Source organism: Nocardia sp. NPDC004168 (genome assembly GCF_040610355.1).
In the GTDB taxonomy this organism is placed as follows: domain Bacteria; phylum Actinomycetota; class Actinomycetes; order Mycobacteriales; family Mycobacteriaceae; genus Nocardia; species Nocardia sichangensis.
On the sequence record NZ_JBEXME010000009.1, the window covers coordinates 193927 to 220665 of the forward strand.

A 26739-nucleotide genomic window follows, 5' to 3' on the forward strand; every position below is an offset into this window, starting at 1 on the left:
GCAGAATGCTGGTCGAACTGTACGACATGTCGGCTGTGACCTCTACACTGAGGCCGAATCACAGCTGGCCGAAGGGGGAATCTCGTCGATGAGCACTGTCCGCTTCCAGCGCCGTGCGCGCCGCGAGATGCCAAGGACGCCCGGCGGCGAGGTCACGCTGCAACCCCCGCCCGAAATCCCCCGGGTCACACCGGGAAACCTCGTCCTGAAACTCATGCCCGCCGTGATGGTGATCGGCATGGTCGGCATGATGGCCCTGATGTTCACCCAGGGCGGCGGCATCGCCTCCAACCCGATGAGCATGATGTTCCCGCTCATGATGGTGTTCTCGATGGTCGGCATGTTCGCGGGCCAGGGTGGGGGCAAGGGGCAGAAGGCCGCCGAGGCCAACGAGGATCGCAAGGACTATCTGCGCTACCTCGACCAGGTGCGCAAGGACGTCGACGAGACCGCCGCTCAGCAGCGCGCTTCCGTCGAATGGAGCCACCCGGAGCCGGAACTGGTCTGGATGCTCGCGGGCACCAGCCGCATGTGGGAACGCCGCGCGGGGGACAAGGACTTCTGCCACGCGCGCATCGGTCTCGGCGGCCAGCGCCTTGCCACCAGACTGGTCGCTCCTGAGACCGGTCCGGTCGAGGAGCTCGAGCCGATCGCCGCGGTCTCGCTGCGCCGCTTCGTGCGCGCCCATTCGACCGTGCCCGATCTGCCGACCGCCATCGCGGTCAAGGGCTTCGCCACCATCGCGCTGGACGGCGACCGCGGCCAGGCGCGCGACATGACCCGAGCGATGCTGGTGCAGCTGTGCATGTTCCAGGCTCCCGACCAGGTGCTCGTCGCGGTCGTCTGCGGGCCGGACACCGCGCCGGAGTGGGAGTGGACCAAGTGGCTCCCGCACACCCAGCACCCCGACGCGCAGGACGGCATCGGTACCCAGCGCATGTTCTACGGCTCGATCCGGGAGGCGATGGCGGGGTTGCATCCGTTGCTCGGCAACCGGGTCCGATACTCGCGCAACCAGCCCGCCAACGCGAACATGGTGCATATCGTCATCGTGGTCGACGGCGGTCTGCTCGAGGCCGAGGACGATCAGTTGCGCGAATCCGGCTACGAGGGCGTCACCATCATCGACCTGTGCGGCTACGCGCCGCGTCTGGCGGTGTCGCGCGGCATCAAGATGATCGTCGAGAACGGCGAGTGCGTCGGCCGCGGCGCGACCGGCAATCAGGAGCGGTTCGCGCTGATCGACCGAATCAGCCCCGAGCAGGCGCAGCAGGTGGCGCGCAGGCTGGCCCCGTACCGTGCCGCCACCCAGCGCAGCAGCGACGTGGAAACCGATGACGCCGACGTGATCTCGACGTGGGCGCAGCTGATGGGCCTCGGTGACATCGGCACTTTCAACCCGGAGCACGCGTGGCGGCCGCGCTACGGACGGGAACGCCTGCGCGTCCCGTTCGGTGTGGGCGCCGATGGCCTTCCGGTGGAACTGGACATCAAGGAGGCCGCCGAGAACGGCATGGGCCCGCACGGCCTGTGCATCGGCGCCACCGGCTCCGGTAAGTCGGAGTTCCTGCGCACCCTCGTGCTCAGCTTGCTGGCCACGCACTCGCCCGACCAGTTGAACCTGGTGCTGGTCGACTTCAAAGGCGGCGCGACGTTCCTCGGTTTGGAGGGCGTTCCGCACGTCGCCGCCGTCATCACCAACTTGGAGGAAGAGGCCGATCTCGTCGACCGCATGAAGGACGCCCTGGCCGGTGAGATGAACCGCCGCCAGGAAGTGCTGCGCGCGGCGGGCAACTTCGCCAACGTCTTGGAGTACGAGAAGGCCAGGGCCGCGGGCGCCGACCTTGACCCGCTGCCCGCACTGTTCGTGGTGCTCGACGAGTTCTCCGAACTGCTCACTCAGCACCCGGATTTCGCGGAGTTGTTCGTCATGATCGGCCGCCTCGGCCGCTCGCTGCACGTGCATCTGCTGCTCGCCTCGCAGCGACTGGAGGAAGGCAAGCTCAAGGGCCTGGAGTCCCACCTGTCCTATCGGATCGGCCTGAAAACGTTCTCCGCCAACGAATCTCGTCAGGTGCTCGGTGTGCCGGACGCCTACAACCTGCCGAACAATCCCGGTGGCGGCTACCTGAAGGCCGACTCCGGAGAGATCCAGCGTTTCCAGGCTTCCTATGTCTCCGGCGCGTATGTCGGCGGTGGCTCGCAGCGTGACATGACCGTTGCCACGCAGTCCGGTGAAATCGATGTCAGGGCGCGCGCGTTCACCGCTACCCATGTCGACTTCCGGGCGGCGGACCGCGTTCCGCTGCCGCCCGAACCGAGCCTGGAACCGGAACAGGACGAGGACGGCGAGCAGCTGTCCAACCTGAACATGCTGGTCGCGCGGATCCGCGGCCACGGCCGCCCGGCGCACGAGATCTGGCTGCCGCCGCTGGACGAGGCGCCGACGCTCGACCAGCTCGTCCCGCGCTCCGTTCTCACCGGCGAATACTCCCCGGTGTCCACGCTGCGTGCCCCGATCGGCATCGTCGACCGCCCGTACGACCAGCGTCGCGACCCGATGGTCATCGACCTGTCCGGCGCCCGCGGCAATGTCGCCATCGTCGGTGGCCCGCAGTCCGGCAAGTCGACGGCGCTGCGCACACTCATCATGGCGATGTCGTTGACGCACACCGCCGAACAGGTGCAGTTCTACTGCCTCGACTTCGGTGGCGGCACCCTGGCTAGCCTGCAAGGGCTGCCGCACGTCGGCTCGGTGGCCAGCCGGTTGGACGAGGACCAGGTCCGCCGCACCATCGCGGAGATGACCACCATCGTCCGGCAGCGCGAGGCGCGCTTCCGCCAGCTCGGCATCGAATCGATGACCGATTTCCGCAGGCTGCGCGCGATGGACCCGGCCGCCAGCCCGGGCGCCGCGGGCGCGCACGAGGATCCGTTCGGCGACGTCTTCCTGGTGATCGACGGTTTCAGCTCGATCCGCCAGGACTTCGAGATGCTCGAGCAGACCATCATGAACCTCGCCGTGCAGGGTCTGTCCTACGGTGTGCACGTGGTCATCGCGCTGAACCGCTGGGCGGAGGCGCGGCCCGCGCTCAAGGATCAGATCGGCACCAGGATCGAGTTGCGCCTCGGTGATCCGATGGACTCCGATCTGGGCCGCAAGTTCGCCTCACTGGTTCCCCAGGGGCGACCGGGCCGCGGTATGACCCCGGAGTGCCTGCACATGCTGACCGGCTTGCCCCGCATCGACGGCAGCTCCGACCCGACCGACCTGACCCAGGCCGTCGCGGACGCGGTCGCCGCCATCGCCAGGCTGACGCCGGGCCGGCACGCGCCGCAGGTCCGCATGCTGCCCGAACAGCTCCCGCGCGAGCAGCTGCTGTATCTGGCGGGCGATTGGCCCGCGCAGGTCGACCCGAATGCGAAGTGCCTGCGAATCCCGTTCGGCATCAATGAGTCCGAGCTCGCGCCGGTCTACATCGACTTCGTGGAGAGCCCACACTTCATCATCATCGGCGACACCGAATCGGGAAAGACGACGCTGCTGCGCTCGCTGATCGAGGGCATCGCCGCGTCGAACACCCCCGATCAGGCTCGCTTCATCATCGGCGACTACCGCCGCGGCATGCTCGGACTGGTTCCGGAGGGCTATCTCGCGGGCTATGGTTCCACGGCGCCGCAGTTCACCCAGAACATGAACGACCTGGCCGCGTATGTCGGCAAGCGCACGCCGGGCTCGGACGTCACGCCGCAGCAGTTGCGGGATCGTTCGTGGTGGAGCGGACCGGAGTTGTACGTCATCATCGACGATTACGATCTGGTCGCCACCTCCGCGGGCAACCCGGTCCAGGCGCTGCTCGAACATCTGCCACACGCCCGAGACCTCGGCTTCCACGTGATCATCGCCCGGCGCTCGGGTGGTGCGAGCAGGGCGATGTTCGAGGCGACGTTGGCTCGAATGCGTGATCTGGGCTCGGCGGGCCTGATCCTGAGCTGCAGCAAGGACGAGGGCGTCCTGATGGGCACCAAGCGACCGAGCCCGATGCCGCCGGGCCGAGGCACCTACGTCACCCGTAATGTCGAGGGCCTGGTCCAGACGGCGTGGATGCCGTTGCCCTGATGTCCGAGGTCGAGCTCGTCGTCACCGAGGCGCGTATCTGGGCGCGTGGCGCCGACACGCACTGGGACGCGCCGCCGTCGGTGGTCCTGGGCAGCAATGGCTTCGACCTCGTCGTGGGGCAATCGCTGAGCCCGCCTACCCACGTCGGTTCGGTGGTGCAATTCGTGCCCGCCGATGCCATAGCTTTGCCACCCCGCACACCCTCGGTGGTGGACGCGATGAGCGCCGTTTTCGCGAGTGCGCTCGAGCATCTTCGTGTCGATACTCCGTGTGCCCGGATGACGTTGGTCTGCCCGACCGAATGGGGCGCGGCCCGTCGTGGCGTGCTCGCTCAGGCGGCGCGCCGTGTGGCCTCGGATGTCGTGTTCGAGGACATCGCGGTCCGTTCGGTCGCGTCGGACGAGGGCACCAGCCACAGTCGGCGAACGCTGGTACTGGAGTTCGGCACGCTGGCCACCACGGCGTCGGCGGTCATCCGAAGCCATCGCGGCGTGCATATCGAATCCTGTGAGCACGAGCCGACACTCGCGTTGGCCGAGATCGAGAGCGGATCCGCGGGCTTCGCCGCTCTGTGCAACCTGATCACTCGGTTGCTCGACAGCGGCCCGATCGACCTCGTGCAAGTGGCGGCTCTCAGTGATACCAGAAAACAGGACTTGCTCCGTGAGGCGATCCAGCAGTCCATAGGTGCCGATGTCGAGCTGCGTGCGGTCGCCGGTCCCGATCTCGTCCGGGGGCGGCGGACCGAGGCACGCGAAGTCCACGCCGCGCAGACACAGTGGATGCGACCGCTTCGCGAGCGTGCCGCGACACGACAGCCTCGATATGGCGCCGCGCGTATCGCGATCGCCGCGATCGCGGCCGTGGTGGTCGTCGCGTTGACGATTGTCGGTGCGGTTGTCTTGTCCGGTCGCCGCGGCGAAGAGACGGTAGCGGCGCCCAGCATGGAAGCGGCGTCGCCGACCGCCGCACCGCCGCCGGTCGGCCCGCCGGCCGAGGCGGCACCGGAGGCCTTCGGCCGAATCCGATTCCGTGTCCCGCCCGGCTGGCGTATTGCCCAGTCGCCTGACACGGGGCGCGCTCGTGTCGATTTGGTACCCGATGATGCTGCGCGGCAACGAATTACGGTAATGCAGGCGCCGCTGACGGCGTCCTCCAGTTACGCGCAGGTCGCGGCGAAGCTGGAAGCGCAGATCGCGCAGCGTCCGCCAGGGGTGCTGACCGACTTGCAGCAGGATGTGATGTTCGGTGGCCGTTCCGGCTTGGCCTACCTGGAACATCCCGGAGACGGATCAACCGTTCGCTGGCATGTTCTGTTGGAGTTCGGAATTCAGCTGAGTATCGGTTGCCAGTACGCAGGAGACGAATGGGGGCAATTGGAAGCCCCGTGCTCGCATTTCGGGGATACGGTCCGCGTCGTACCGTGAGGGGCGCGGGCACGCATACCTAGCCGACTCCACTGCGGCGCAAAGCGATTCGAGCCCCCGGCGCCGAAGTACCGGGGGCTCGAATCAGCCGAGACGGGATCTCAGAAGAGGCCCGCCAGCGCGGTGTCGGTACCCTGCAGGTCCGAGTTGCCACTGCTGACCAACTTGCCCGCGCTTTCCAGCGTGGTGTTCAGCTGGGTGACCTGCGTGTTCCACTGGGCCTGCAGCGACGCGAACGCGTCGTTCGCGTCACCCTTCCAGTAGTTGGTCACGAAGTCGGTGACCTGCTTGTGGAAATCTTCGAGCATGGTCATGACGCTGCGCGCTTCGGACACGATGGCCTGGGCGCCCGCCTCGACCTCGCCGAAGTTCGAAGCAATCCGACCGGGATCGTTCGCTACCATGGGGAGCTCCTTGTTGTCTGTGGTTCGGCTATCGGATCAGGGAAGGTCCAGGCTGGAGGCCTGCGCGGCCACCTGCTGGGCGAACTGCTGGTCCTGATCGGCGAACTTCCGTCCGGCGTGGGCGAGCTTGTCCGACGTCTGGTCCAGCTGGTCGTTCAGCTTCCGCGCCTGGGCGAAGTAGCTGTCCATGAACGTGTCGAACGCCTGACGAGCCGCACCGCTCCAGGTGGCGGTGGTCTGATCCGACTTGCTGTTCAGTGCGGTGATCGCGGTTTGCAGATCCTGGTGCCGCTGCCGGCAGTTGTCCACAAACTTCGAGATCGCCTCTTCGCTCGCTTCGAGCTGTCCTGCCATTTCGGCTCCTTTCGGTTCCCGTCTCGGCCAACGGCGGAAGCCTCAGTTGGCCTGTACATCTGATTGGACGCGGTGCGGGTCTGATCGGTTCCATCCGACTCGAGAAAGTTCGGCATCGCCCCACGGGATCAGGGCCCTGCGCCCCTCAGCCCGGCTCGTCCGTAGATTTCGGCGGCCGCGCACGGGCCTGCTCGGAAGACCACGATGCGATCCGGGTCTGCATGACTTGTAACGCCAGCGCTCGGCTCCCCTCCTTCCCCCTGCTCGCTGCTGTAATGATCGGCGAGTGGGCTGGCTGCGGTACACCTTACCGAACGCCTAAGTCCGCCGCTACCAGCAGAATGACGAAATCCGGTGGTCGCGCGAACCGAAAACCTCACGAAGGCTTGGATTCAGCGGACGCGACCGAATCACTTCACGCGATTGCGCAGCACCGGCACCAGACGGTCGAGCAACGTCTGCTGGGACGACTCGCTCCAGTCGCGGACCGCGGCGACGGCCGCGGGATCGTCCAGCGGAATCACCGTGGCACGGGTGCCCGCCACTTGGTACGGAAGGCCGAGCAGGCCACCGCCGCCGGCCTTTTCGTCGCTGCGCACGGCCAGCACGTAGCCGTCCGCCGCTACTTCCAGCCGGTTGGTTCCGGTCAGTTCGCGAGGCGATGCCTCGTCGCCCGCGCGCCGGTAGTTGAGGTTGTAGACGAATCCGAGATTTTGCAGGAACTCGGTTTGTGGGGTGCCGCCGAGGTAGATCGAGACCTGCGAGCCGCGCGGCACGTCGACCATCGTGATCGTCTTGCCCCGGAATACCGGGTTGTCCGCTCGCGCCCGGTCCAGCGGCGACAGCGCTGCCGTGCTGCTCGGCGTGGCGACAGCGGGATCGGGTGCTTGCCCCTCGCGATTAGACGTCCAAATGCCGATCCCCGCGGCGAGTGCGACGGCCACTACGCCCGCGGCCGCCGCGAGCAGCCAGTTCTTGCGTGCGGGTCGTGCGGCGCTCCCTTGACCGGAGATGGCCACTCGGGGGTCGGTCCCAGGCCGCGGATCGAATACCTGGATGGGATAGGTCGGGGAGGTGTTGGTGGCGACGGGGTTGTAGCCGGGAATGAGGGCGCTCGCCGCCGCATCGGTGAATTCGCGGCAGCTGTTGAATCTTTCGGCCGGGTTCTTCGCCATGGCGCGGGCGAAAACGTGGTCGATGGCGGGCGGCAGGCCGGGGTTGACGGCGGTGGCCAGCGGCGGGGGCTCGTGAAGATGCCCCATCATCACCAGCGCGGGTTGGGTTCCCGGGTAAGGGTTGCGCGCGGTGAGCAATTTGAAGAACGAGCACGCGAGGCTGTAGACGTCGGCGCGGTGGTCGAGCGGGCTGCCGGTGAGCTGCTCGGGCGGGGCGTAGGCGATGGTCGCGACGAAACTACCGGTCTGCGTGAGTTCGGTGGTGTCGTCATTGGCTTTCGCCACGCCGAAATCGGTGAGCAGCACGCGCTCTTCCTCGCCGTCGGCAGGTGCGGACAGCAGGAAATTCGCCGGTTTCACATCGCGATGCAGCAAGCCCTTGCGGTGCGCGTAGTCGAGTCCTTTGCCGACTTCGGTCGTGATACGCAGTGCGCGAAGCGGATTCATCGCATGCGGGTCGCGGGCCAGTTCGGCGGCGGCATCGGTGCCGTCCACGTATTGCATGGCGATCCACAACTGGCCGTGTTCTTCACCGCGGTTGTAGACCGAGACGATGTTCGGATGATCCAGTCCGGCGGCGAGATTGGCTTCACGCTCGAAGCGGGTACGGAACTCGTAGTCGCGGCTGAGTTCGCCGCCGAGCACCTTCAGCGCGTCGGTCCTGGGCAGGCTGGGATGTTTGGCCAGATACACCGTGCCCATGCCGCCCGCGCCGAGCACCCGCATGATGCGGTACCCGCCGACAATGGTCCCGGGGCTAATCGCCATGTGCACGATCTCCTGACTCCACGCGGGCCGCTGGCGTTCGCCACGCAGCATACTCGACCGAATTCGCGACGAAAGTGCCGCATTATCGGCTGTTCGCGAAAACGGAATACTGTGCGGCAGCGCGCTGTTGCGCGTCCAGCAGTTGATTCGCCGCGACGAATCCGACGTATTCCTTATACGCGACGACGCAGGTGAATCGCCTGTCGTCGAAAAGTCCGCTCCGGTTCTCCACGCACGCCGAATCGGGCAGGTGCTGCGGGGGATCGGCCGGACCCGCAACCACTGTGGGGGTGATGCGTTCCGCGGCGATCCGCCGGGCCGTTTCCTGGTTCGGCGTGCGGATCACCAATGTGTCTCCGGAGACGGCGAATTTCTCGGCCCCCATCGCCGTGAAACGTTGTTTCGCGTAATCGAGGTCTTCGGCGTATTGCATGATGCCGCGCAGGCCGAACAAGGCGTGCGAATCGTCGTAGCTGGGCGATTGGACGCCAGCCGGATTCAGGGTGCGGCTCAGCAGATGATCGGGATCCCAAGGCAACCGCAGCATCTCCTCCTCGGTCAGCGGAGCCAGCTGATCGAGCAGCGGAAGCTGAACGTCGTACGCCTTTTCCGCGAGAGTGACGAGGGCGTTGCGGTCGGGAGCGTTGGCCGAGACGAGGAACGCCACCACGTAGGAGCCGTGCGCGAGCATCGCGCGCAGGAAGGGCGAGCCGGGACGCCAGTGCGCTCGCGCCTGCGGCTGGCGCGGCAGCGTGACCGGCTCGTTCTGGTCGCGGTAGGCGCCGAGATCGGCGTCGTAGAACTCGTTCGCGGCCTGACGGGCGCGGTCCGGGTCGGGAAACTGCATGACGATCGTGCCGATCGTGGTGGAATTGGGCCGGGGCTTGGTCGGCCACCCGGAGGCGATCAGGCTGACATTCTGATCCGATCCGTTGGTGTGGAACCCGTACATCATGCGGTTGCGTTCCGCGATCGGTCGCATGTCCTCCTGGCGACCGAGTTCCCCGGGCAGCGTTCCCTTGCTGATACTCGACGGCGTCCAGCTGTACTTCATCCTGGGATCGATGTCGTAGGCCGAGGCGACGTGATCGGCCAGCCGCATGGCGGCGACCTTTCCCATGTCGATGAACAGTGGTTGATAGTCGTCGTCGTGCGCGTTCGGCGGCTCGGTGGGGTAGTTGCCGGTGTCGAGACCGCGAATATCGATCTCACCCGGCCGCGCGGTTCCCGCGAGCGTCGAACCACAGCCGGTGACGATCGTGGCGGCCAGCGTGCACGCGAGAGCGACAGCGGCGGTGCGGAATCCTGTCATGCGGCATTCACCAACAATGCGTACTGGGCGGAGATGCGTTGCTGTGCGTCGAGCAGCTGATGCGACCAGGCGAACGCGGCGTAGCGGTCGTAGGACACCGAACAATAGAACCGGACGACGACCGTCTTGTTGCCGATGTACTCCTTGCACTGGGCAGCGGGAAGGCCCTTCGGTGACTCGGCTCCGCGGAATTTCTTCGTGAGTCCGCCGAGTTCCTCGCGTAGTCGTGCGGCCGAGTCGTCGTCGCGCGCGCGGAACAGATGGGTCCCGTCGGCGGCGTACCGATCCACTCCCGCCGCTTCGATGATCCGGCGGTCGTCGGCCGAATCGATGGTGAAGTGCAGCGCGCCGCGCTCGGTGTACGCGCCGGGCGGGTCGATCCAGGAGTCTTCCCTGGGACGCGGCAGCGCCCGGTTCAGCATGCCGTCGATATCGATCGGCAATGTCATCAGCTGGTCGACGGGCGTGGGCGTGAACCGGCCGATAGCCGGGACCACGGTGTCCAGGCTCTTCTCGACGAGGGCGAGCAGTTCGGCGAGGTCGACTTTCTCCAGGTAGACCTTCGCATAGTCGTAGACCCAGGTGTAGACGACGAATTTACCCGTGGCGAACCATGATCCGATCGACTGATCCGTGGGCTGCCAATGCGCGTGCGCGGCAGGGTACTTGGCGATCTGGACGGGCGCGTTGCGGTTGTTGGCCTCGAAGTCGACGCGTTCCAAGGCCGCCGCCGCGGCCGCCGCCTTCTGCTCGTCCGGGAAGATCATGACAGCGTTGACCAGGTCGGTGCCCCGGTTGTCCGGCGCATTGCCCGCGTTGCTGAAGAATCCCGCGACGAAATCCGGCGCCGCCTCGGCGAACCGGGAGACGTCCATGATCCGCCCGAGCGCGTTCTTCGGCTCGATGAACACCTTGGACAAGGACGGATTCTGGAAGACGAACCCGGGGTCGATGTCCGAGGGCGGCGGGAGGAAGTTCGCGAGCCGCTCCGCCTCGATCATGCGCGCCTGCTCGGGATTCTTCGCTGTTCCGTACGCGCGCGGCGTCGTCGCGTAATTGCCCACGTCGAGCTGCGCCAGATCGACGGGCTGCGCGGACTTGTCCGTTCCGGCCGCCGGGCCGCCGCACGCGCCGCCCCCGAGGGCTACGGCGCAGGCCAGCGCCAGGGCACCGGCGGTTCGGATCGGTCTCGACATCGCGCCGTGCTGCACTCTTCCCTCCCCTGACTGCGGTAGTTGCGCCGGATCCTACTTCGGCCCACCCGCGGCCGAGGATCGCGAAAGCGCTGGACGCCTACCGCCGTCGATCTCAGAAACTGTTCGCCAGCAGCGCGTACTCCGCGGCGACCTTCTGTCGCACGTCCGGTTCCTTATCACTGGTGACGACTCCGACGTACCGTTTGTACGCGACGTAACACCGGTATTTGTACTCCCGGTCCGGGTCGCCCTTGCTGTTGAGTTGCAGGCACTTGGCGCCGGGAACGTCCTTGGGAGCGCCCAGCGGGTCGTAGTGCGCGCCTTCGCTGTCCAACAGGCCGGTGACCAGTTTCTGGGCCGCGGCCGCGTCTCGGGTGCGAGCGACGTAACTGTCGTCGAGCAGGCCGATGTGGTCGACACCGGCTTCCTCGACCAGGCGCAGGTGTACCGACTCGTCATCGGCGCGGTGCACCGTGTGAAAGCCGCCGTAGACGGCGAAGGTCGCCGGATCCGGCACGCGGTTCTTGCGGTCGGCGACCGCGACGCGGGCGAGCAGGCCGTCGGGATCGGCCTTCAGGGTGTCGAGCTTGTTCACCGGGGTCGGGGTGAATTTGTCCAGCTGCGCGACCTGGGCGGCCAAGGTCTTGTCGACCCACTTCACCAGGTCGTCGCCATCCGCCGTCGGACGCTGGATGAACAAGGAGATGACGAATTCCTTGTACGCCATGAAGGTGCCGACGTTGGGAACGCCGGGCCGCCAGTGGATGTAGGAGTCGGGATACTTCGTGGACGACAGTTTGCGATTGTCCGGCGAAACGGCGATGTCGACGTCCTCGAGTTCACGGGCGGCGAGCTTCGCGGTGGCCTCGTCGGGGAAGCGGAACAACGCGTTCGTGACCGCGGTGGCCTGCGGCGCCGGATTGGACTGGCCGGCCGGATCGGGACGGTCGGCGCCGCTGGCGGCGTATCCCACGACCAGCTTGCGATTGTCGAAGACCGGCCTGGACACCTTGGCCACGAAGTCGAGTGCCTGATCGGCGTCCTTGACGACGGTGCTGCCGCGGCCGAATTTCAGCGCGGAGTCGATGCGCACGGTCGGAGCCACGGCGTCGGACATCCGCATGCCTTCCAGCAGCGCGCCTTTGCCCGCCGAATCCTGGTTGTACTCGTGCTTGTCGACGGGATAGGTGCCGACTTCCAGCTTGCGCACATCGATCTCACCCGCGGTCGGCGTGCCGTGCACACCCGCGCAACCGGCCAGCATCCCCGCCAGTGCCAGGCAAGACGCGGTGAGCGCGATCCGTTGCGTCCGAACCATCTCAGGCCCCTCGTTCCTCCCGTTGCTGACACTGAAGTTACCCGACGGACGCCGGGTAGGGGGACCGATGGTCGTCGTATTGCAATACCCTTGTCGGTGTGGCGACGACCTTGCACTGCAATCCCGGTGGAGGCCGATACCGGTGATGGATCGGCAGGTCGAGGTCGTCGTCGGCAGCCACGCCGTGGCCAGGGTCGCGGGCGCGGTCGTCGTCGTCGCGCACCGCAGGCCGGGCAGGCCCACCCCGGACTCGACCGCCGTCGTCGCTTTGGAATCACTGGCCGAACTGGTGCGCGACGCGACCGATCGGGAGCCGGGTGGCCCCGGCGCTCTGGTGGCCCGGCACGCGACGCGCTGGCTGATGAAACAGGCCGAGCAGATCAGCCCGGGCGAGCCGATCGACTTCGGTATTCTGTCCACCGCCGAGCACGGGGGCGTGGCGATCTTCTTGCACGGGGCGATCACCGCCGTGCTGGCCGGTGACGGCGTGCTCGAGCGATACCGCGGCAGCGACGCCGCCTTCACGGTGGATCGGGTCGCGGCGGTTCCGGCGCGGGCGGCGGCGCTGTTCGTCGACGACGCGAAGGGCCGCATCCCGGATCTGCCACCCGAGCGCGGCATCGGCAGGCTGGTCGAGGGCATCGCGCAGGCAGGTGGCGCGATCGTCTGGACGGATGGCTCCCGCACGGGCCTGCCGACGAACGGCGGAGAGTCCGGCTCCGCCGGCGCGCACCACCGCCCGGAGACGCATCCGGTGCCGACGGCGCGCGTCGAATACGAGCCGTCCGCCGAATCGCAACGGCAGGAGCCGCGACCGCCGCGATACCCGACGGCGCCGTCGACCGCGATGCTCGATGCCCAGACCGAGCAGACGCCGATCGACCCGCACCACGCGCCGACGCAACTGGGCGGCACCAATCCCGCGCCGCGGCCCGACCCGGAGCTGCAGCGCCGGCTCGAGGCGACCGCGAAGGCCACCGCGCTGACGGTCAAGGTGATGGGATTCAAATGCGCGCGAGCGCATCCCAGCGATCCTCGGGCGGCGTTCTGCACCGTCTGCGGTATGCCGGTCGACCAGACCCAAGCGCTGATCGAAGTGGTCCGCCCGCCGCTGGGCATGCTCATCCTCGACGACGGCATGACCTACATGCTCGCCGCGGACGCGGTGATCGGTCGCGATCCGGAGCGCTCGCCCGCCGCGGAGAGCGGGCTCGTCCCGCTGCGGGTCGACGACGCCTCCGGTGGCATGTCCAGGGCGCACGCCGAAATCCGGTTGGTGAACTGGGATGTGACGGTAGTGGACTGCGGCTCGACCAACGGAACCCGCACTCGCCTGCCGGGCTACCGCGACTGGGTGCGCCTGGCGCCGCGCCAGTCCATGGCGCTCATGCCGGGCACCGAGATCATGCTCGGCAACCGCGTGTTGCGCTTCGAACTGGCCGCGCCGCCGCCGTTCGGCCGCTGAGCCCGCGCTACGAATAGCGCGCGGCGCATACGCTTTCGCCGTTCAGGACACCGGCGCGAAAGGCCTCGACTCGTGAGAAACCACTCGGGACGGTCTTGCCCTGGGCGTCGCTCGCGGCCAGGCCATCGGTGAGCAGCCCCGAGACCGCCTCGTCCAGATCGCCTGCGGCGAGCTTGATATCGCCCTGATCCACCGGCCGCCCGGACTCGGCGAGTTTGCCGGTGACCACTCCGGACAGACAGGCCGCGCGCAGGCCGGTCTTGGCCCCGACCAGACTCTGACCACGGCTCTGCTGGACGGCCAAGGTGTATCGGGAGATGAACACGATGTAGCCGTTGTAGTCGCCGGTTACCTTGAGCGGCAGCGGGTCGTCCGCGCCGGACGTCGAGGTACCGCGCTCGGCGAGTCCGGGAATATCGGTGGCGATCGTGTTCGCGGCGGGGCAGTACGACACCGGTTCGGTCACGACGCCGTCGGGGCAATTGATCTTCGCCCGTGAGTAGTCGTATGTCGGCTCGTGGTCGATCGGCAGAATGGCTTCGAGTGCTTTGGTGAGTTCGACCAGGGTCTGTTTCGTGATGGGGTACTCGCCGCGCCCGTTGTCGTCGCTGAAGCTCTGCGGCAGATTGGCGCGGCGCTGGTCGATCTCGTCCTGGTCGATGCCCTTGCATGCCTTGGGACCGTCGGTGAAACCGATCTGCACGGCGGTGACCCGTTCGAAGGCGGAGCCGTGCACGCTCTCCGGATCGTCCGGGTCGGAGTCGCGGATGGCGACAGTGGCGGCGAGCACGGTGTTGAGGCCGTCGGAGGTGTTGATCGTGAAGTGCTTTGCCTTGCCCTCTGCCACGTGCCGCATGAACGCGCCCGCGAAGCAATCCGCCTGCTGCTCCTTGACGATCACCGGGTCCTTCGCGCCGACGATCTTGGCCATGGTCTGCACCGCGTGCCCGTACTCGTGCGCGAGCACCATCACCACCGACATCTTCCCGAAGGTCTCCTCCATGGTGGGAAGCAGCACCGACCGATCCCAGCCGATGGAATTGTCCAGGCGGCAGAAGGCGGCGTTCACCAAGCGATAGGTGCTCTCCTTACAGAACTCGACCGACTCGGGACGCCCGGCCTTCGCGCTCCAGGACAGCAGCTTCTCGACCGGCTTGAACTCGCCTTGGAACTCCTTGCCGAATTCGCCGCGCCAGTAGGTCTGGATGTCGTCGACGGCGTTGAGCGCCAGGGTGTCCACGGCGCCGCCGTCGCCGTTGGTCGCGGTCAGCGTGCTGTCCGGGACGCCGGTGCGGGGGCCGCTGGGGCCGCTCGTGGTGGGCAGCCCGGCAACCTTGAACGGATCGTCGTAGACGGAGACGGCCCGGCCGTCGACCACTCGAATACAGCCGCCGACCAGCACCAGAATGCTGAGCAGCGTCGCAACCAGCGCGGTCGCTCGGACTCTCGGCAAGGCTCCCCCTAGTCGGCCGCTAGATCGTTCACATCGGTCGCCGGATCGGGGCATTTGGCGCATCGGGGGCACCGCCGATGTCCGGGTGATGGAATAGTATCCGCTGCATGTCTTCACCGGGGGCGCAGACCATCACCGTGCGCCATGATGGAAACGAACGAGTATTCGATTCGAGCCAGCAGGTCACGATGGGCCGCGCGCCGGAGGTGACGCTTTTCGTCGACAGCCCGCTCGTCTCGCGAGTGCACGCGACGCTGGCCTGGCAGGGCAGTGCATGGGTGTTGACCGACAACAAGAGCACCAACGGGGTTTTCGTGGACGCGCGCAGGCTGACCCAGCCGGTGTCGATCGACCGCCCCACGCAGGTCCGGCTGGGTGACGCGATCAGCGGCCCGCTGTTGCACCTGCTGCCCGCGAACCCGCAACCCCCGCAACGTCCTTCCGTGCGCCCGCCGCAACCGGCTCCGATGCCGCAGCCGGGACCGCCGCCGCACGGGGTCCGGCGGCCCGTGCAGCAGTTCCAGCATCCGCACTATCCGCCGCCCCAGGACGCACCGGCGCCCGCGGTGAACATCAACATGACGACCAGGGCGGACACCTCGAACATGCCGCCGGTCCGGGCCAGGGCGAGCACCGCGCCCATCGCCCGCGCCGACCGGATCCCGCAGACCGGCCTGAGCATCGGCCGCACCACCGACAACCAGATCGTCGTCAACGATCCGCTGGCCTCGCGCAAGCACGCCCGCCTGGTTGCCTCCGCCGAGGGGCTGGCCATCGAGGACCTCGGCTCGGCGAACGGCACGTTCGTCAACGGGCACCGCCAGCAACGGGCGGTGCTGCGCGAGCGGGACATCATCACCATCGGCAACGTCGACTTCGTCGTCCAGCAGGGCACACTGGTGCACCGGCAGAAGCCGGTCGCCGAGCAGGGCCTCGCGGTGCACGGGGTCGGCTTCACCGTCGAGGGCAACAAGCAACTGCTCGTCGACGTGAACATGTCGGCCAGCCGCGGCACCCTGACCGCGCTGATCGGCCCGTCCGGAGCGGGCAAATCCACGCTGTCGCGCCTGATCGCGGGCACCACCCGGCCTTCGGGCGGCGTGGTCACCTTCGAAGGCCGCAACCTGCACGCCGAGTACGAGGCGCTGCGTTCCCGGATCGGCATGGTGCCGCAGGACGACGTGCTGCACCGCCAGCTCACAGTGCGCCAGGCGCTCGGTTTCGCGGCCGAGCTGCGGCTGCCGAGGGACAACAGCAAGCAGGACCGGCAGCAGGTCATCGACGGTGTGCTGCAAGAGCTCTCGCTCACCGAGCACGCCGACACCAGGGTCGACCGCCTTTCCGGCGGTCAGCGCAAGCGCGCCTCGGTGGCGCTGGAACTGCTGACCGGCCCGTCGCTGCTCATCCTGGACGAACCGACCTCGGGCCTGGACCCGGCATTGGACCGCCAGGTCATGGTGATGCTGCGCGAACTGGCCGACGCGGGCCGCGTCGTGATCGTGGTGACCCACTCGGTGGCGCACTTGGACATGTGCGATCAGGTGCTGCTGCTCGCCCCCGGTGGGAAGACCGCCTACTGCGGCAATCCGGCCGGTGTCGGCGCGACGCTGGGCACCAGCGACTGGGCGGAGATCTTCGCCGACGTCGCGGCCAACCCGGATCAGGCGTTCGCCGCGTATCGCTCCCGGCAGGCGTTCGCGGCGCCACCCCCGCCGCCTGCGCAACCGTACGGGCCCGCGGGCAGTCCGCCGCAATCCAGCCGCGGCAAACAGTTCTCGACCCTGGCGCGCAGGCAGGTCCGCCTGATCCTCGCCGACCGCGGATATCTGACGTTCCTGGTGTTGCTGCCGTTCATCCTCGGCGGCCTGTCGCTGGTGGTGCCGGGGAAGAACGGTTTCCAGCGCGGTGCGCTGAGAGCGCTGCCGGACGGCACATTCGTGCCCGAAGGCGGAAGTGAGACACAGCAGTTGCTCGTGGTGCTGATCCTGGGCGCCTGCTTCATGGGCTCAACGCTCACGGTGCGCGACCTGGTCGGCGAACGGACGATCTTCCATCGCGAGCGCGCCGTGGGGTTGCTGCCCTCTGCGTATCTGATGGCGAAGATCGCGGTGTTCAGCTTCACCGCGCTGCTGCAATCGGCGGTGCTGGTCGGCATCGTCCTCGCGGGCAAGAAGCGTCCTGGTCAGGGCGCGGTGCTGGCGTCCGGCAGCGCGGAGCTGTACATCGATATCGCACTGACCGCGATCTGCTGTGTGGTCGTCGGATTGCTGCTCTCGTCGCTGGCCAAGTCGAACGAGCAGGTGATGCCGCTGCTGGTGGTGGCCATCATGTGCCAGCTGGTGATGGCGGGCGGCCTGATCCCGGTCACCGGCCGGGTGGTGCTCGAGCAGGTGTCCTGGCTGTTCCCCGCTCGCTGGGGATACGCGACGGGCGCGTCGACGGTGAACATCCGCGACCTGTTCCTGAACGCGCAGGCCGACACGCTCTGGCAGCACAAGGCGGAGATCTGGGCGTTGGACGTCGGCGTGCTGTTGCTGATCACCGTGGTGCTCGCGGTCATGACCTGGCGCCGGTTGCGACTGAAGAAGTCGGCCGCGTGACGCGGTCCGGACGGTCCGGCTACGCCCCGGTGCGCGGAGGCGGCGCCCAGCGGCGTGGGACGGCAACGACGAGCATCTCGGCCGCGAACCGGGCACACTTATGCCTGTGACGGTGCGAGTAGGGGCAGTGCATCTCGGCTGGGATGTGGTGTCCGTGGCGGCCGGTGGCGGTGGCGTTCCCATCCGCCCCGTGCAGGTGGAGGGCATGTGGACGCCGCCGGCCTATCTGCTGGCGGATTCGTCGGGCCGGTTGCACACGGCAGGCGTGGAACGCAACAGACCCGATCTCGGGATGGCGATCGCCGACGTGCGCGACATCCTCGGGCATCCGCAGATCGTGGTCGCTGGCGCGACATGGCCCGCGGAGTTGGTGTTCCGCGCGCGCCTGTACAACCCGCTCGCCGAGATCGGCAAGCACTTGCGCGGCAAACCGGATCTGGTGGCCTTGCCCTACCCGGACAGCTGGCCGGACGAGAAGATCGATGTCTACGCCTCGATGGTGGAACAGCTCGATGTCGTCGTGGAACCGCTGCCGGAGAGCGTCGCGCTGTCCGGCTACGTCCGCGCCCTCGGACTGGTGCACCCGCCGGACCGGTCCAGGCCGAACGGCGTCGGCGCGACGGGTGTGTACTCCGACGGCCGCGGCATGCTGGTGGTCGCGGTGCACGGCGACGACGAGCAGCCCACCGAGTCGGTCGACGTTCCGGTGGACGCGGAGGCCATGCGTGACGCCAGGTCGGCGGACGACGTCGTGATCGAGGTCATGGCGGCGGCCCGTTCGATCGGCGCGGACACCTCGACGGTCCTGCTGTCGGGCAACGTGCGCTTCAACGACGCGTTGCGCCTGGCCTTCCAGAACCATCTCGGACACCGCCTGCACGTGGCCGATCATCCGATGCACGCCCTCGTCCTCGGCGCGGCGCACCTGCTGGTGAGCGATCCGGAGGCGGACGAGCCGGAGCCCGCGGGCAGGCACACCGAACCCGCGCCCGCTCCGCAGCGCCCGGTGGACGCGCAGTACCCGCCGCAGCAGGCGGACGCGGGTCAGCGGTCGGCGCGGCCGGTGCCCGGTGTGCAGTACGGCCCGGGATACCCGACCCAACCCGAAGAGGCGACGACCAGGATCGGTCGCGACGAAGTGCCGCGGGGCCTGCCGCCGAATCTCGCCGAGCTGGGTAGCCGCTTCACCCGGCCGCCGAGCGCGCCGGACGAGCAGCAAGACGGCGGTCGTCCGCCCGGTGGGCCGGTGCCGCCCCTCGACCCGCGTCCGCCCTATCCGGGCGGGCCGGAGTCGTACCCCGGTCAGCAGCGCCAGGGGCCATGGCAGGACTCGGGCGCCGACTCCGACGACGAGGACCGGCACCCCAAGGGCAAGCTGTGGAACAAGATGAAGGGCAACTTGTTCGGGGCCAACACCGTCGTCGGGGCGGTGGCGCTGGCCGTGGTCGCGCTTCCCTCCGGGAATCATGGCGTGGAGCTGACCGCGCGGCCGGTCGTCCTCGACACGGCATCGGTCGTCGCGGAGGAAGGGGTCGATGGCGAGCCGGTCGGCTGTCCGACCGCGCCCGATGCGATCATCCAGCCCAAACCAGGGGTCACCGCCGCACGGGGCAACCAGCGGGAAGCGCGGGAACGGGCCGCCGAGTGCGGACGGCCCGATGTCGATACTCTGCGCTATCTGGTCCCCGGCCCGCCGGGCGCCATCGACCTGGGCCCGCCGATCGAGATCTGACGCGATTTCTTCCCGCGATACCCCACTGGTATCGTTGCTCGCTGGCGTGTGGAACGTCCGGCCGACTCCTGGTGATCGTCCGGATGTCCACCGAGTCCCGGGTCTCCACCGGCCGCCGGGAACACCTCGACCGCACGCTCGGCTGGCAACACCGACGACAGACAGGGAAGCACTGTGCCTACGTACAGCCCCAAGGCGGGTGACGTGACCCGTAAGTGGTACGTCATCGACGCCACTGACGTAGTGCTCGGCCGTCTCGCCGTCCAGGCAGCGAATCTGCTGCGTGGCAAGACGAAGCCGACCTACGCCCCGAACGTCGATGGTGGCGATTTCGTCATCATCATCAACGCCGACAAGGTCGCCATCAGCGGCAACAAGCGGCAGGACAAGCTGATCCACCACCACTCCGGGCACCCGGGCGGCCTCAAGTCGCGGACCGTCGGTCAGGTGTTGGAGAGCCGCCCCGATCGGCTCGTGGAGAAGGCCGTCAAGGGCATGATCCCGAAGAACAAGCTCGGCAACGCGATCGCGGGCAAGCTGAAGGTGTACGCGGGCCCGACGCACCCGCACGCCGCCCAGCAGCCCATTCCGTTCGAGATCAAGCAGGTGGCCCAGTGACCGCTCCCGAGGAATTCAACGAGGAATACGTCGAGGAATTCGACGCCGCCGAGGCTGTCGAGGACGGTGCGGGCTACGAGGACTCCGAGGCCTCGGCGTCCTACGCTCCGATCGTGATCGACCGCCCGGTGCAGACCGTCGGCCGCCGCAAGGAGGCCGTCGTGCGCGTGCGCCTGCTGCCCGGCTCCGGCAACTTCGTGCTCAACGGCCGCACCATCGAGGACTACTTCCCGAACAAGGTGCACCAGCAGCTGGTCAAGTCGCCGCTGGTGACCGTCGAGCGCACCGAGTCCTTCGACGTGCACGCCCGCCTGGTCGGCGGCGGCCCGTCCGGCCAGGCAGGCGCTCTGCGGCTGGCCATCGCCCGTGCGCTGATCGAGGTCACCCCGGAGGATCGTCCCGCCCTCAAGCGGGCCGGCTTCCTGACCCGTGACCCGCGCGCCACCGAGCGCAAGAAGTACGGTCTGAAGAAGGCGCGCAAGGCGCCGCAGTACTCGAAGCGCTGATTTCGGCAACGTCGGCCCACCGCATCCGGCACCCTCTCGGTGCCGGACGCGGTACGGTCGACGCGGCAGCTGTACGAGAGCAGGCTCCAGCGAACAGCTGGTCGCCTGCTCTCGCGCTGTATGAAGATGCGGCGTTAGCGGGGCCTTCGTGGTGCACGGGCCGGTGCCTCCCGGGCCGGCGCGCCCACGCCACAGATCACCAATGAGGGGCGAGGTATGGGACGGTTGTTCGGCACCGACGGAGTCCGCGGGCTTGCCAACGAGTCACTGAGTCCGGAGCTGGCGTTGCGCGTTTCCGGCGCGGCCGCGCAGATCCTGAGCCGGGGCAAGAAGCGCGCGCTCGCGGTGGTCGGGCGCGACCCGCGGGCCAGCGGGGAGATGCTCGAGGCCGCGGTGACCGCGGGGCTGACCGCGGCGGGAGTGGACGTGCTGTCGGTGGGGGTGCTGCCGACACCGGCCGTGGCCTACCTCACCGGTTTGTACGACGCCTGTCTGGGCGTGATGATCTCCGCCTCGCACAACCCGATGCCCGACAACGGGATCAAGATCTTCGCCGCGGGCGGGCACAAACTCGACGACGCGATCGAGGACCGGATCGAGGCGCTCATGGCCGCGGAGACGCAGTTCCGGCCGACCGGCGCGGGCATCGGCCGGGTCCGCAGCGCGGCGGGCGCGCGCGATCACGGGCTGGCCGTCCCGGATCAATACAGCCTCGCGGGCACCCACGAACGCTATGTGGAACATCTGGTGGAGGCGACGGGCCAGGACCTATCCGGACTGTCCGTCGTGGTCGACTGCGCGCACGGCGCCGCCGCGGAAGTCGGACCCGCCGCCTACCGTGAGGCCGGTGCGACGGTGATCGCCATCAACGCCGAGCCGGACGGGCTGAACATCAACGACGGCTGCGGCTCGACCCATCTCGAGCAGGTACGGGCCGCGGTGGTGGAGCACGGCGCCGATCTCGGTCTCGCGCACGACGGCGACGCCGACCGCTGCCTGGCCGTGGACGCCTACGGCAATGTGGTGGACGGGGACGCGATCCTCGCGATCCTGGCCCTCGCCATGCACGAGGCGGGCGAGCTGGCCGAAGACACTTTGGTCGCCACCGTGATGAGCAACCTCGGCCTGCACATCGCGATGCGGACGGCCGGAATCACCGTGCGCACCACCGCCGTCGGCGACCGTTATGTGCTCGAGGAGTTGCGGCGCGGCGGCTTCACGCTGGGCGGCGAGCAGTCGGGGCATGTGGTGTTCCCGCGACACGGCACCACCGGCGACGGCATTCTCACCGGCCTGCGCTTGATGGCGCGGATGGCGCAGTCCCGGCGCAGCCTGGCCGACTTGGCGAGCGTGCTGAGCACCGTGCCGCAGATTCTGGTGAACGTGCCGGTCAATGACAAATCCGTGGTCGCGCGCGCACCCGAGATCCGCGAAGCCGTGCTGGAGGCGGAGCGGATACTCGGCGACTCCGGGCGCGTGCTGCTTCGACCCAGCGGCACGGAGGAATTGGTGCGGGTGATGGTGGAGGCCACCGACCCGGCGCAGGCGCGTCAGCTGGCGGACGATCTGGCGAAGCGGGTCGCAGGGGTATAGAGGGTTGAGGTCGTGCCGCGGCCGTGGGTCAGTGGGTTTCGGTGAGTACGCCCGCGTTCATGTGCCAGCGGCGGGTCGCGCGGACGGTGTCGAGCATGCGGCGGTCGTGAGTGACGAGCAGGAGTGTGCCGGTGAAGGACTCTACGGCCTGCTCCAGTTGTTCGATGGCGGGGAGGTCCAAGTGATTGGTCGGCTCGTCGAGCACGAGCAGGTTCACGCCCCGGGCTTGGAGCAGGGCGAGGGCGGCGCGGGTGCGTTCGCCGGGGGACAGCGTGTCGCACGGCCGCAGCACGTGTGGGCCACGCAGGCCGAATTTCGCCAGTAGCGTGCGCGCTTCGGCCTCCGGCCAGTCCGGCAGTTCGCCGCCGAAAGTGGCGGCCAGGGCCGCGGTCCCGCGGAACAGCCCGCGCGCTTGGTCGACCTCGCCGACCTCGACGCCGGAGCCCAGGCTCGCCGTCCCGGTGTCGGGCTGGAGCTGTCCCAGCAACAGGGCGAGCAGCGTCGACTTCCCGGAGCCGTTCGCCCCGGTCAGCACGATGCGGTCGGCCCAGTCGACCTGGGTGGTGATCGGGCCGAGCGTGAAGTCGCCACGGGTGACGGCCGCCTGGGACAGGGTAGCCACCACCGAGCCGCTGCGCGGGGCCGCGGCGATGCTCATGCGCAGTTCCCATTCTTTGCGGGGTTCTTCCACCACCTCGAGCCGTTCGATGCGGCGCTGGGTCTGCCTGGCCTTGGCGGCCTGCTTCTCGGTGGATTCGGCCCGCATCTTGCGGCCCGCCTTGTCCGAGTCCACCTTCCTGGGATCACGCGCCTTGCGGCGGGCGGTGCGGACACCGTGTTCGAGCCAGTTGCGCTGCATCTGCGCGCGGGCCTCCAAGCCCGCCTTGGTGTCGGCGTAGTCCTCGTACGCCTCGCGCGCGTGCTGCCGGGCGATCTCGCGCTCCATCAGGTACGACTCGTAGCCGCCGTCGTACGACCCGACCTGTTGCTGCGCGAGATCCAGCTCGACGACGCGGTTCACCGTGCGCGCCAGGAACTCCCGGTCGTGGCTGATCACCATCAATGGGACCCGCACACCGGCGACGAACTGTTCCAGCCGGCTCAGGCCGTCCAGGTCCAGGTCGTTGGTCGGCTCGTCCAGCAGCAGGATGTCGAAGCGGGACAGCAGGACCGAGGCCAGCCCGGCCCGCGCGGCCTGACCGCCGGACAAACCGGTCATGGGTGTATCCAGGCCGCTGGGCAGACTGTCCGCGAGGCCGAGATCCGCGGCGACCTCGTGGGCGCGCTGGTCCAGATCGGCCCCACCGAGGGCGAGCCAGCGTTCCAGCGCGGGGGAGTACTCGTCCGGCCCGCCGTCGGCGAGGCGCTCGGCCGCGGCGTCCATCACTCGCTGCGCCTCGGTGACTCCCGTTCGGCGGCCGAGGAATTCGAAGACGGTCTCGCCTTCGACCCGTTGTGCCTCCTGGGCCAGATAACCGACCGTCGCGTCCGGGGGACTGAGCGTGATGCTGCCCGTCGGTGCGTGCCGGTCGGCGAGCATGCGCAGCAGCGTCGACTTGCCCGCGCCGTTCACGCCGACCAGTCCGATCACGTCGCCCGGCGCGAGGGTCAGATCCAAGTCGGCGAACAGCGTGCGCTCGCCGTGACCGGCCGACAGGCCGCGGGCATGCAGAGTGGTGCTCACCAGCACGAGTCTGCCGTGCTCGGGGTCGGACCCTGAGGTCGACCCCGGGAGAAATCAGGGTCGGTATCGGCCGCCGGGCCGATGGCGGGGCCCGCGACGACGGGCACAGTGGAGGACGTAGCGATCACCGCACGAGAGGGAAGACCAATGACCGTCCCCACCCGCCGTTTCACCCGCTCCACCCACGACAAGTGGATCGCAGGCGTCTGCGGTGGCATCGCCGAGTATCTCGGCTGGAACGCCAACGTCGTCCGTCTGCTGTTCGTGGTGTCGTGCCTGCTGCCCGGCCCGCAGTTCGTCATCTACTTGGTGCTGTGGCTGTTGATGCCGAAGAAGTGAACTCGCGGGGCTGCGTCGAGCCCGCGCGGGTGACAGGATGGAACGATGCCGCTCGAGCGGCATCGCACCACCGGTACGAGTCCTGCTGAGGAGGGGTCATGATCACCTCGAGCGAATTCCCAGGCCTGGATATACCCGGTATCGACGCGTCTTCGTCGCTCGACGGCCTGGGCGCGATCGAATTGCACCACCCGACGCAGGGCATCGACGGCGACGGCTCGCTCGACACCGTCACTACCACGGGTGACGACGCGATGCAGGTCTGGACCGACTACGACCACGACGGCTTCGCCGACCACGTCACCGTGGTGGAGAAGGACGGCGACTACGCCGCATGGGAATTCCAGCGCCACCCCGACGGCACCTCCGAATGGGTCCGCACCGACCGAGGCAGAATCGGAAGCTGACCGAATCCGCGGGGGCGAAAATTCGAGGAACCGAGTGTCGGCGTGTTGCGTCGAAGGAAGTAGGGCGGCATTCGGCGCGAACGCGATTCGCGTCGGCGCAACGACACTACGAGGACGGAGGGGAGTCGTGGGCGGGTCGGAAATGGTCGGTGTGCGGACGGGGGAGCTCGGTGCGCTCGGCAGCGACTATCGCAGATCGGCGGACGTCGTCCGCGACCAGGCGAAGGGAGTCGCCGATCACCTGTTCGGCAGCGGTGACGAGGCGGGCCGGAATTACGCGCCGCAGGGGATCGCGGTGCATCAGGGCCTCGAACGGGTCGGTGCGTGGCTGCGGAACTGGAGTGAGGCCACCACCGCGACCGCCGACGCGCTCGGGGCCGCCGTGGTGGCCTACGCCGAAACCGACCAGCAGCGCGCTTCCGAGACGAACAAGACATGAGACCGCCGAATGACCCGTGCTCGCACCGGCGACGCCAGACATTCGAGGAGTCGGAATCATGACGGTTTCCTGGCAGGGCAAGGCGATCGACACCCTCTTGGACGAGGGCAGCGCGGGGTTGCAGTACTGGATCGAGTTCACGCCGCTGTACGAGGCGGCGTTCGGCGACAACGAGAGACGCGTCGGCGTCGGCAAGCTGCTGGCGATGTACGACGAGCAGCGCGGCACCCGGTTGGACAGACTGGAGCAGACGGGCGAGGCGCTGAAAGCCGCACTGTCGGAAGTGGATCGGCAATGGGACGCGCAGCAGGGCTACACCCGTCGGCTGCCCGGCCTGTGGCAGGGTACGGCGGCCGCCGCCGCGCTCGACATGCTCGGCAAACAGTCGGTCCTGGCCGACGAGGACCGGCAGCACGTCAAGACCGCCGTCACCGTGATCGCCGATATGGCGGGTTCGCTGCGGTCGGCGGTGGCCGCGAAGGCGTTCGCCACCCGAGAGTTGCTCGCGGGACCGGTGGGCGGCAGGAAGGTCGTCGAGATCGACGGTAAGACCCCGGCGGAGGTGAAGGTCATCGTCGACGTGCACAACGCGCGGGAATGGATCGACGCCGACCAAGTCCGCGAGCTGGGCCGCATCTTTCCCGCACTCGCCGTGCCGGAGGACAAGATCAACACAAGCGTGCTCGGCTTCATCAACTCCGACAGCGAGAACATGCTCACCGGCGCGTACGGCGACCGAGTGCGCAGCGTCACCGATGAGTGGCTGACCAAGACGTTCAAGCCGGACTTCGACCGCAAACTGTCGTCCTATATCGACGTCTGTACCGAGGTCGATCGACTGTTCAAAGACCAGTACAAGAACCTGGCCGATGCGCTGACGCAGGTGGCCGAGCATGGCTACCCGCGCCCGGAAGGTCCGTCGGAACCACAACCGGGGACACTGGTCGACCAGGACAACCCCGAGGTGACCAGTGCTCCCGGCCCGCCAGGCCTGCCCGCCGCCACGGTCCCGGCGAGCACGACACCGAGCACAGTCCCCGCGTCGACCACACCGACCACGCCGGACAACCCGTCCACGCCGAGTACCCCGTCCACACCGAGTATCCCGACCGCCCCCGCGCCCAGGATGCCCGCACTGGACGGACTTGCCGCGCTCAGCCAAGTGGCGCGGGAATTCGCGCCGCTGGCAACCGGCCTCGGTCAAGCGGTGGAGCAGGGCGTGTCCGCGTTGAGCGGAATCATCAAAAGCGGAGTCGACGACGCGATCGAAAAGCTCATGCACAGCATCGATCCGCAGAAGGCCGAAGCCGACGACCGGGACGACGAAGGTCGGGACCGAAAGCCGCGCGCTGAGGCGGAATTCGATATCGGAGGTAAGCATGTGCAGTTCGAGATGGGGCCGGACGGCCGGTTGAAACTCGTCCTCTCCGATACCACCGGTGCGGAGCAGGAGTTCACCGTCGAGCTGAACGAGCACGGCATACCGGTCATCTCGACGATCGAGCCGGACGCCGACAACGCGCAGCCCCCGGCGCCTGAGGCTCTTACGCCGGAGTCTCGGAACGAGGAGTCTCCGGCACCGGAACCTCAGGAAGAAGAGAAAACGCCCGCTCCAGGTTCGGAACCGGACACCGAGGACGATCGGCCAGGGCTGCCGAGCGGAACCTTGCCGCGCACCCGGCGCGAAGAGGATGGCGAGCACTACCCGAAGCCGATGCCGGAGCAGGGCGAGCGGGAACCGGACGTTCCAGTGGACAGTGGCGCGGAACTCGCCGAAGCCGGGCCGCTGGACGCGGGGTTCGCCGAGGCGGGTCCACTGTGAGCCCGTC

Annotated in this window: 20 protein-coding genes; 12 read left to right on the forward strand and 8 right to left on the reverse strand. The window is 68.1% G+C overall.

The window, feature by feature from the left end; genetic code table 11:
* The first annotated feature begins 88 nt into the window (after window positions 1-88).
* A complete protein-coding gene (eccCa, locus tag ABZW96_RS19010) occupies window positions 89-4120 on the forward strand; it encodes a type VII secretion protein EccCa (protein ID WP_355076241.1) in 4032 nt (1343 codons plus the stop codon).
* A complete protein-coding gene (locus tag ABZW96_RS19015; protein ID WP_355076243.1) occupies window positions 4120-5547 on the forward strand; it encodes a type VII secretion-associated protein in 1428 nt (475 codons plus the stop codon). Before eccCa ends, ABZW96_RS19015 begins: the two co-directional genes overlap by 1 nt.
* 101 nt (window positions 5548-5648) lie before the next feature.
* Here the strand turns inward: ABZW96_RS19015 and ABZW96_RS19020 are convergent, their stop codons facing one another.
* The 6 genes from ABZW96_RS19020 to ABZW96_RS19045 all read right to left on the reverse strand — a co-directional run bounded on the left by ABZW96_RS19020 (window position 5649) and on the right by ABZW96_RS19045 (window position 12074).
* Window positions 5649-5951 carry a WXG100 family type VII secretion target gene (locus tag ABZW96_RS19020; protein ID WP_355076245.1) on the reverse strand — a complete coding sequence of 101 codons (303 nt, stop codon included), beginning with the start codon at window positions 5949-5951 and terminating at the stop codon, window positions 5649-5651.
* Window positions 5952-5987: 36 nt separating this feature from the next.
* Window positions 5988-6305, reverse strand: a complete 318-nt coding sequence (locus ABZW96_RS19025; RefSeq protein WP_039795679.1) for a WXG100 family type VII secretion target — start codon at window positions 6303-6305, stop codon at window positions 5988-5990.
* A 410-nt stretch (window positions 6306-6715) separates the two neighbouring features.
* Window positions 6716-8248, reverse strand: coding sequence for a serine/threonine-protein kinase (locus tag ABZW96_RS19030; protein ID WP_355076247.1), 1533 nt, complete (start codon window positions 8246-8248; stop codon window positions 6716-6718).
* 82 nt (window positions 8249-8330) lie between these two features.
* Window positions 8331-9560, reverse strand: coding sequence for a hypothetical protein (locus tag ABZW96_RS19035; protein WP_355076249.1), 1230 nt, complete (start codon window positions 9558-9560; stop codon window positions 8331-8333).
* On the reverse strand, window positions 9557-10756 hold the full coding sequence (locus ABZW96_RS19040) for a hypothetical protein (protein WP_355076251.1): 1200 nt from the start codon (window positions 10754-10756) through the stop codon (window positions 9557-9559). Before ABZW96_RS19040 ends, ABZW96_RS19035 begins: the two co-directional genes overlap by 4 nt.
* A 112-nt stretch (window positions 10757-10868) precedes the next feature.
* Complete coding sequence (locus ABZW96_RS19045) at window positions 10869-12074, reverse strand: hypothetical protein (RefSeq protein ID WP_355076253.1); 1206 nt, start codon at window positions 12072-12074, stop codon at window positions 10869-10871.
* Between the two features lie 145 nt (window positions 12075-12219).
* Here ABZW96_RS19045 and ABZW96_RS19050 point away from each other — a divergent pair, with 145 nt between their 5' ends.
* Window positions 12220-13539, forward strand: a complete 1320-nt coding sequence (locus ABZW96_RS19050) for an FHA domain-containing protein (RefSeq protein WP_355076324.1) — start codon at window positions 12220-12222, stop codon at window positions 13537-13539.
* Between the two features lie 7 nt (window positions 13540-13546).
* Here the strand turns inward: ABZW96_RS19050 and ABZW96_RS19055 are convergent, their stop codons facing one another.
* Window positions 13547-14992, reverse strand: a complete 1446-nt coding sequence (locus tag ABZW96_RS19055) for a metallopeptidase (RefSeq protein ID WP_355076255.1) — start codon at window positions 14990-14992, stop codon at window positions 13547-13549.
* Between the two features lie 107 nt (window positions 14993-15099).
* Between ABZW96_RS19055 and ABZW96_RS19060 the strand changes: the two genes are divergently transcribed.
* The 5 genes from ABZW96_RS19060 (at window position 15100) to glmM (ending at window position 22041) form a co-directional block, all read left to right on the forward strand.
* Window positions 15100-17592 carry an FHA domain-containing protein gene (locus ABZW96_RS19060; protein ID WP_355076257.1) on the forward strand — a complete coding sequence of 831 codons (2493 nt, stop codon included), beginning with the start codon at window positions 15100-15102 and terminating at the stop codon, window positions 17590-17592.
* Between the two features lie 100 nt (window positions 17593-17692).
* Complete coding sequence (locus ABZW96_RS19065) at window positions 17693-19324, forward strand: hypothetical protein (RefSeq protein ID WP_355076259.1); 1632 nt, start codon at window positions 17693-17695, stop codon at window positions 19322-19324.
* 174 nt (window positions 19325-19498) lie between these two features.
* A complete protein-coding gene (rplM, locus tag ABZW96_RS19070) occupies window positions 19499-19942 on the forward strand; it encodes a 50S ribosomal protein L13 (protein WP_067803768.1) in 444 nt (147 codons plus the stop codon).
* The gene (rpsI, locus tag ABZW96_RS19075; protein WP_195080437.1) at window positions 19939-20448 is read left to right on the forward strand and encodes a 30S ribosomal protein S9; all 510 of its coding nucleotides are present in this window, start codon (window positions 19939-19941) and stop codon (window positions 20446-20448) included. The genes rplM and rpsI overlap by 4 nt, the downstream gene beginning before the upstream one ends.
* A 216-nt stretch (window positions 20449-20664) precedes the next feature.
* Window positions 20665-22041 carry a phosphoglucosamine mutase gene (gene glmM / locus ABZW96_RS19080; protein WP_355076261.1) on the forward strand — a complete coding sequence of 459 codons (1377 nt, stop codon included), beginning with the start codon at window positions 20665-20667 and terminating at the stop codon, window positions 22039-22041.
* Window positions 22042-22069: 28 nt separating this feature from the next.
* Here glmM and ABZW96_RS19085 read toward each other — a convergent pair whose 3' ends face one another.
* Complete coding sequence (locus ABZW96_RS19085; RefSeq protein ID WP_355076263.1) at window positions 22070-23725, reverse strand: ABC-F family ATP-binding cassette domain-containing protein; 1656 nt, start codon at window positions 23723-23725, stop codon at window positions 22070-22072.
* 147 nt (window positions 23726-23872) lie between these two features.
* On the opposite strand from ABZW96_RS19085, the gene ABZW96_RS19090 reads away from it, so the two are divergent.
* The 4 genes from ABZW96_RS19090 to ABZW96_RS19105 all read left to right on the forward strand — a co-directional run bounded on the left by ABZW96_RS19090 (window position 23873) and on the right by ABZW96_RS19105 (window position 26732).
* Window positions 23873-24064, forward strand: a complete 192-nt coding sequence (locus ABZW96_RS19090; RefSeq protein ID WP_355076265.1) for a PspC domain-containing protein — start codon at window positions 23873-23875, stop codon at window positions 24062-24064.
* 98 nt (window positions 24065-24162) lie between these two features.
* Window positions 24163-24471: a DUF6802 family protein gene (locus ABZW96_RS19095; RefSeq protein WP_355076267.1), complete on the forward strand. Its 309-nt coding sequence runs from the start codon at window positions 24163-24165 to the stop codon at window positions 24469-24471.
* Between the two features lie 127 nt (window positions 24472-24598).
* Window positions 24599-24910, forward strand: a complete 312-nt coding sequence (locus tag ABZW96_RS19100; protein WP_355076269.1) for a hypothetical protein — start codon at window positions 24599-24601, stop codon at window positions 24908-24910.
* A gap of 58 nt (window positions 24911-24968) precedes the next feature.
* Window positions 24969-26732, forward strand: a complete 1764-nt coding sequence (locus ABZW96_RS19105; RefSeq protein WP_355076271.1) for a hypothetical protein — start codon at window positions 24969-24971, stop codon at window positions 26730-26732.
* The last annotated feature ends 7 nt before the right edge of the window (window positions 26733-26739 follow it).

Bases quoted from the DNA above. Each gene is read 5' to 3' on its own strand.
- ABZW96_RS19045 (WP_355076253.1), bottom strand. From the start codon at position 12,074: ATGGTTCGGACGCAACGGATCGCGCTCACCGCGTCTTGCCTGGCACTG.
- ABZW96_RS19095 (WP_355076267.1), top strand. From the start codon at position 24,163: ATGATCACCTCGAGCGAATTCCCAGGCCTGGATATACCCGGTATCGAC.
- ABZW96_RS19040 (WP_355076251.1), bottom strand. From the start codon at position 10,756: ATGTCGAGACCGATCCGAACCGCCGGTGCCCTGGCGCTGGCCTGCGCC.
- ABZW96_RS19065 (WP_355076259.1), top strand. From the start codon at position 17,693: ATGCCTGTGACGGTGCGAGTAGGGGCAGTGCATCTCGGCTGGGATGTG.
- glmM (WP_355076261.1), top strand. From the start codon at position 20,665: ATGGGACGGTTGTTCGGCACCGACGGAGTCCGCGGGCTTGCCAACGAG.
- ABZW96_RS19105 (WP_355076271.1), top strand. From the start codon at position 24,969: ATGACGGTTTCCTGGCAGGGCAAGGCGATCGACACCCTCTTGGACGAG.
- ABZW96_RS19015 (WP_355076243.1), top strand. From the start codon at position 4,120: ATGTCCGAGGTCGAGCTCGTCGTCACCGAGGCGCGTATCTGGGCGCGT.
- ABZW96_RS19020 (WP_355076245.1), bottom strand. From the start codon at position 5,951: ATGGTAGCGAACGATCCCGGTCGGATTGCTTCGAACTTCGGCGAGGTC.
- ABZW96_RS19060 (WP_355076257.1), top strand. From the start codon at position 15,100: ATGTCTTCACCGGGGGCGCAGACCATCACCGTGCGCCATGATGGAAAC.
- ABZW96_RS19030 (WP_355076247.1), bottom strand. From the start codon at position 8,248: ATGGCGATTAGCCCCGGGACCATTGTCGGCGGGTACCGCATCATGCGG.
- ABZW96_RS19050 (WP_355076324.1), top strand. From the start codon at position 12,220: ATGGATCGGCAGGTCGAGGTCGTCGTCGGCAGCCACGCCGTGGCCAGG.
- ABZW96_RS19090 (WP_355076265.1), top strand. From the start codon at position 23,873: ATGACCGTCCCCACCCGCCGTTTCACCCGCTCCACCCACGACAAGTGG.
- eccCa (WP_355076241.1), top strand. From the start codon at position 89: ATGAGCACTGTCCGCTTCCAGCGCCGTGCGCGCCGCGAGATGCCAAGG.
- ABZW96_RS19035 (WP_355076249.1), bottom strand. From the start codon at position 9,560: ATGACAGGATTCCGCACCGCCGCTGTCGCTCTCGCGTGCACGCTGGCC.
- ABZW96_RS19025 (WP_039795679.1), bottom strand. From the start codon at position 6,305: ATGGCAGGACAGCTCGAAGCGAGCGAAGAGGCGATCTCGAAGTTTGTG.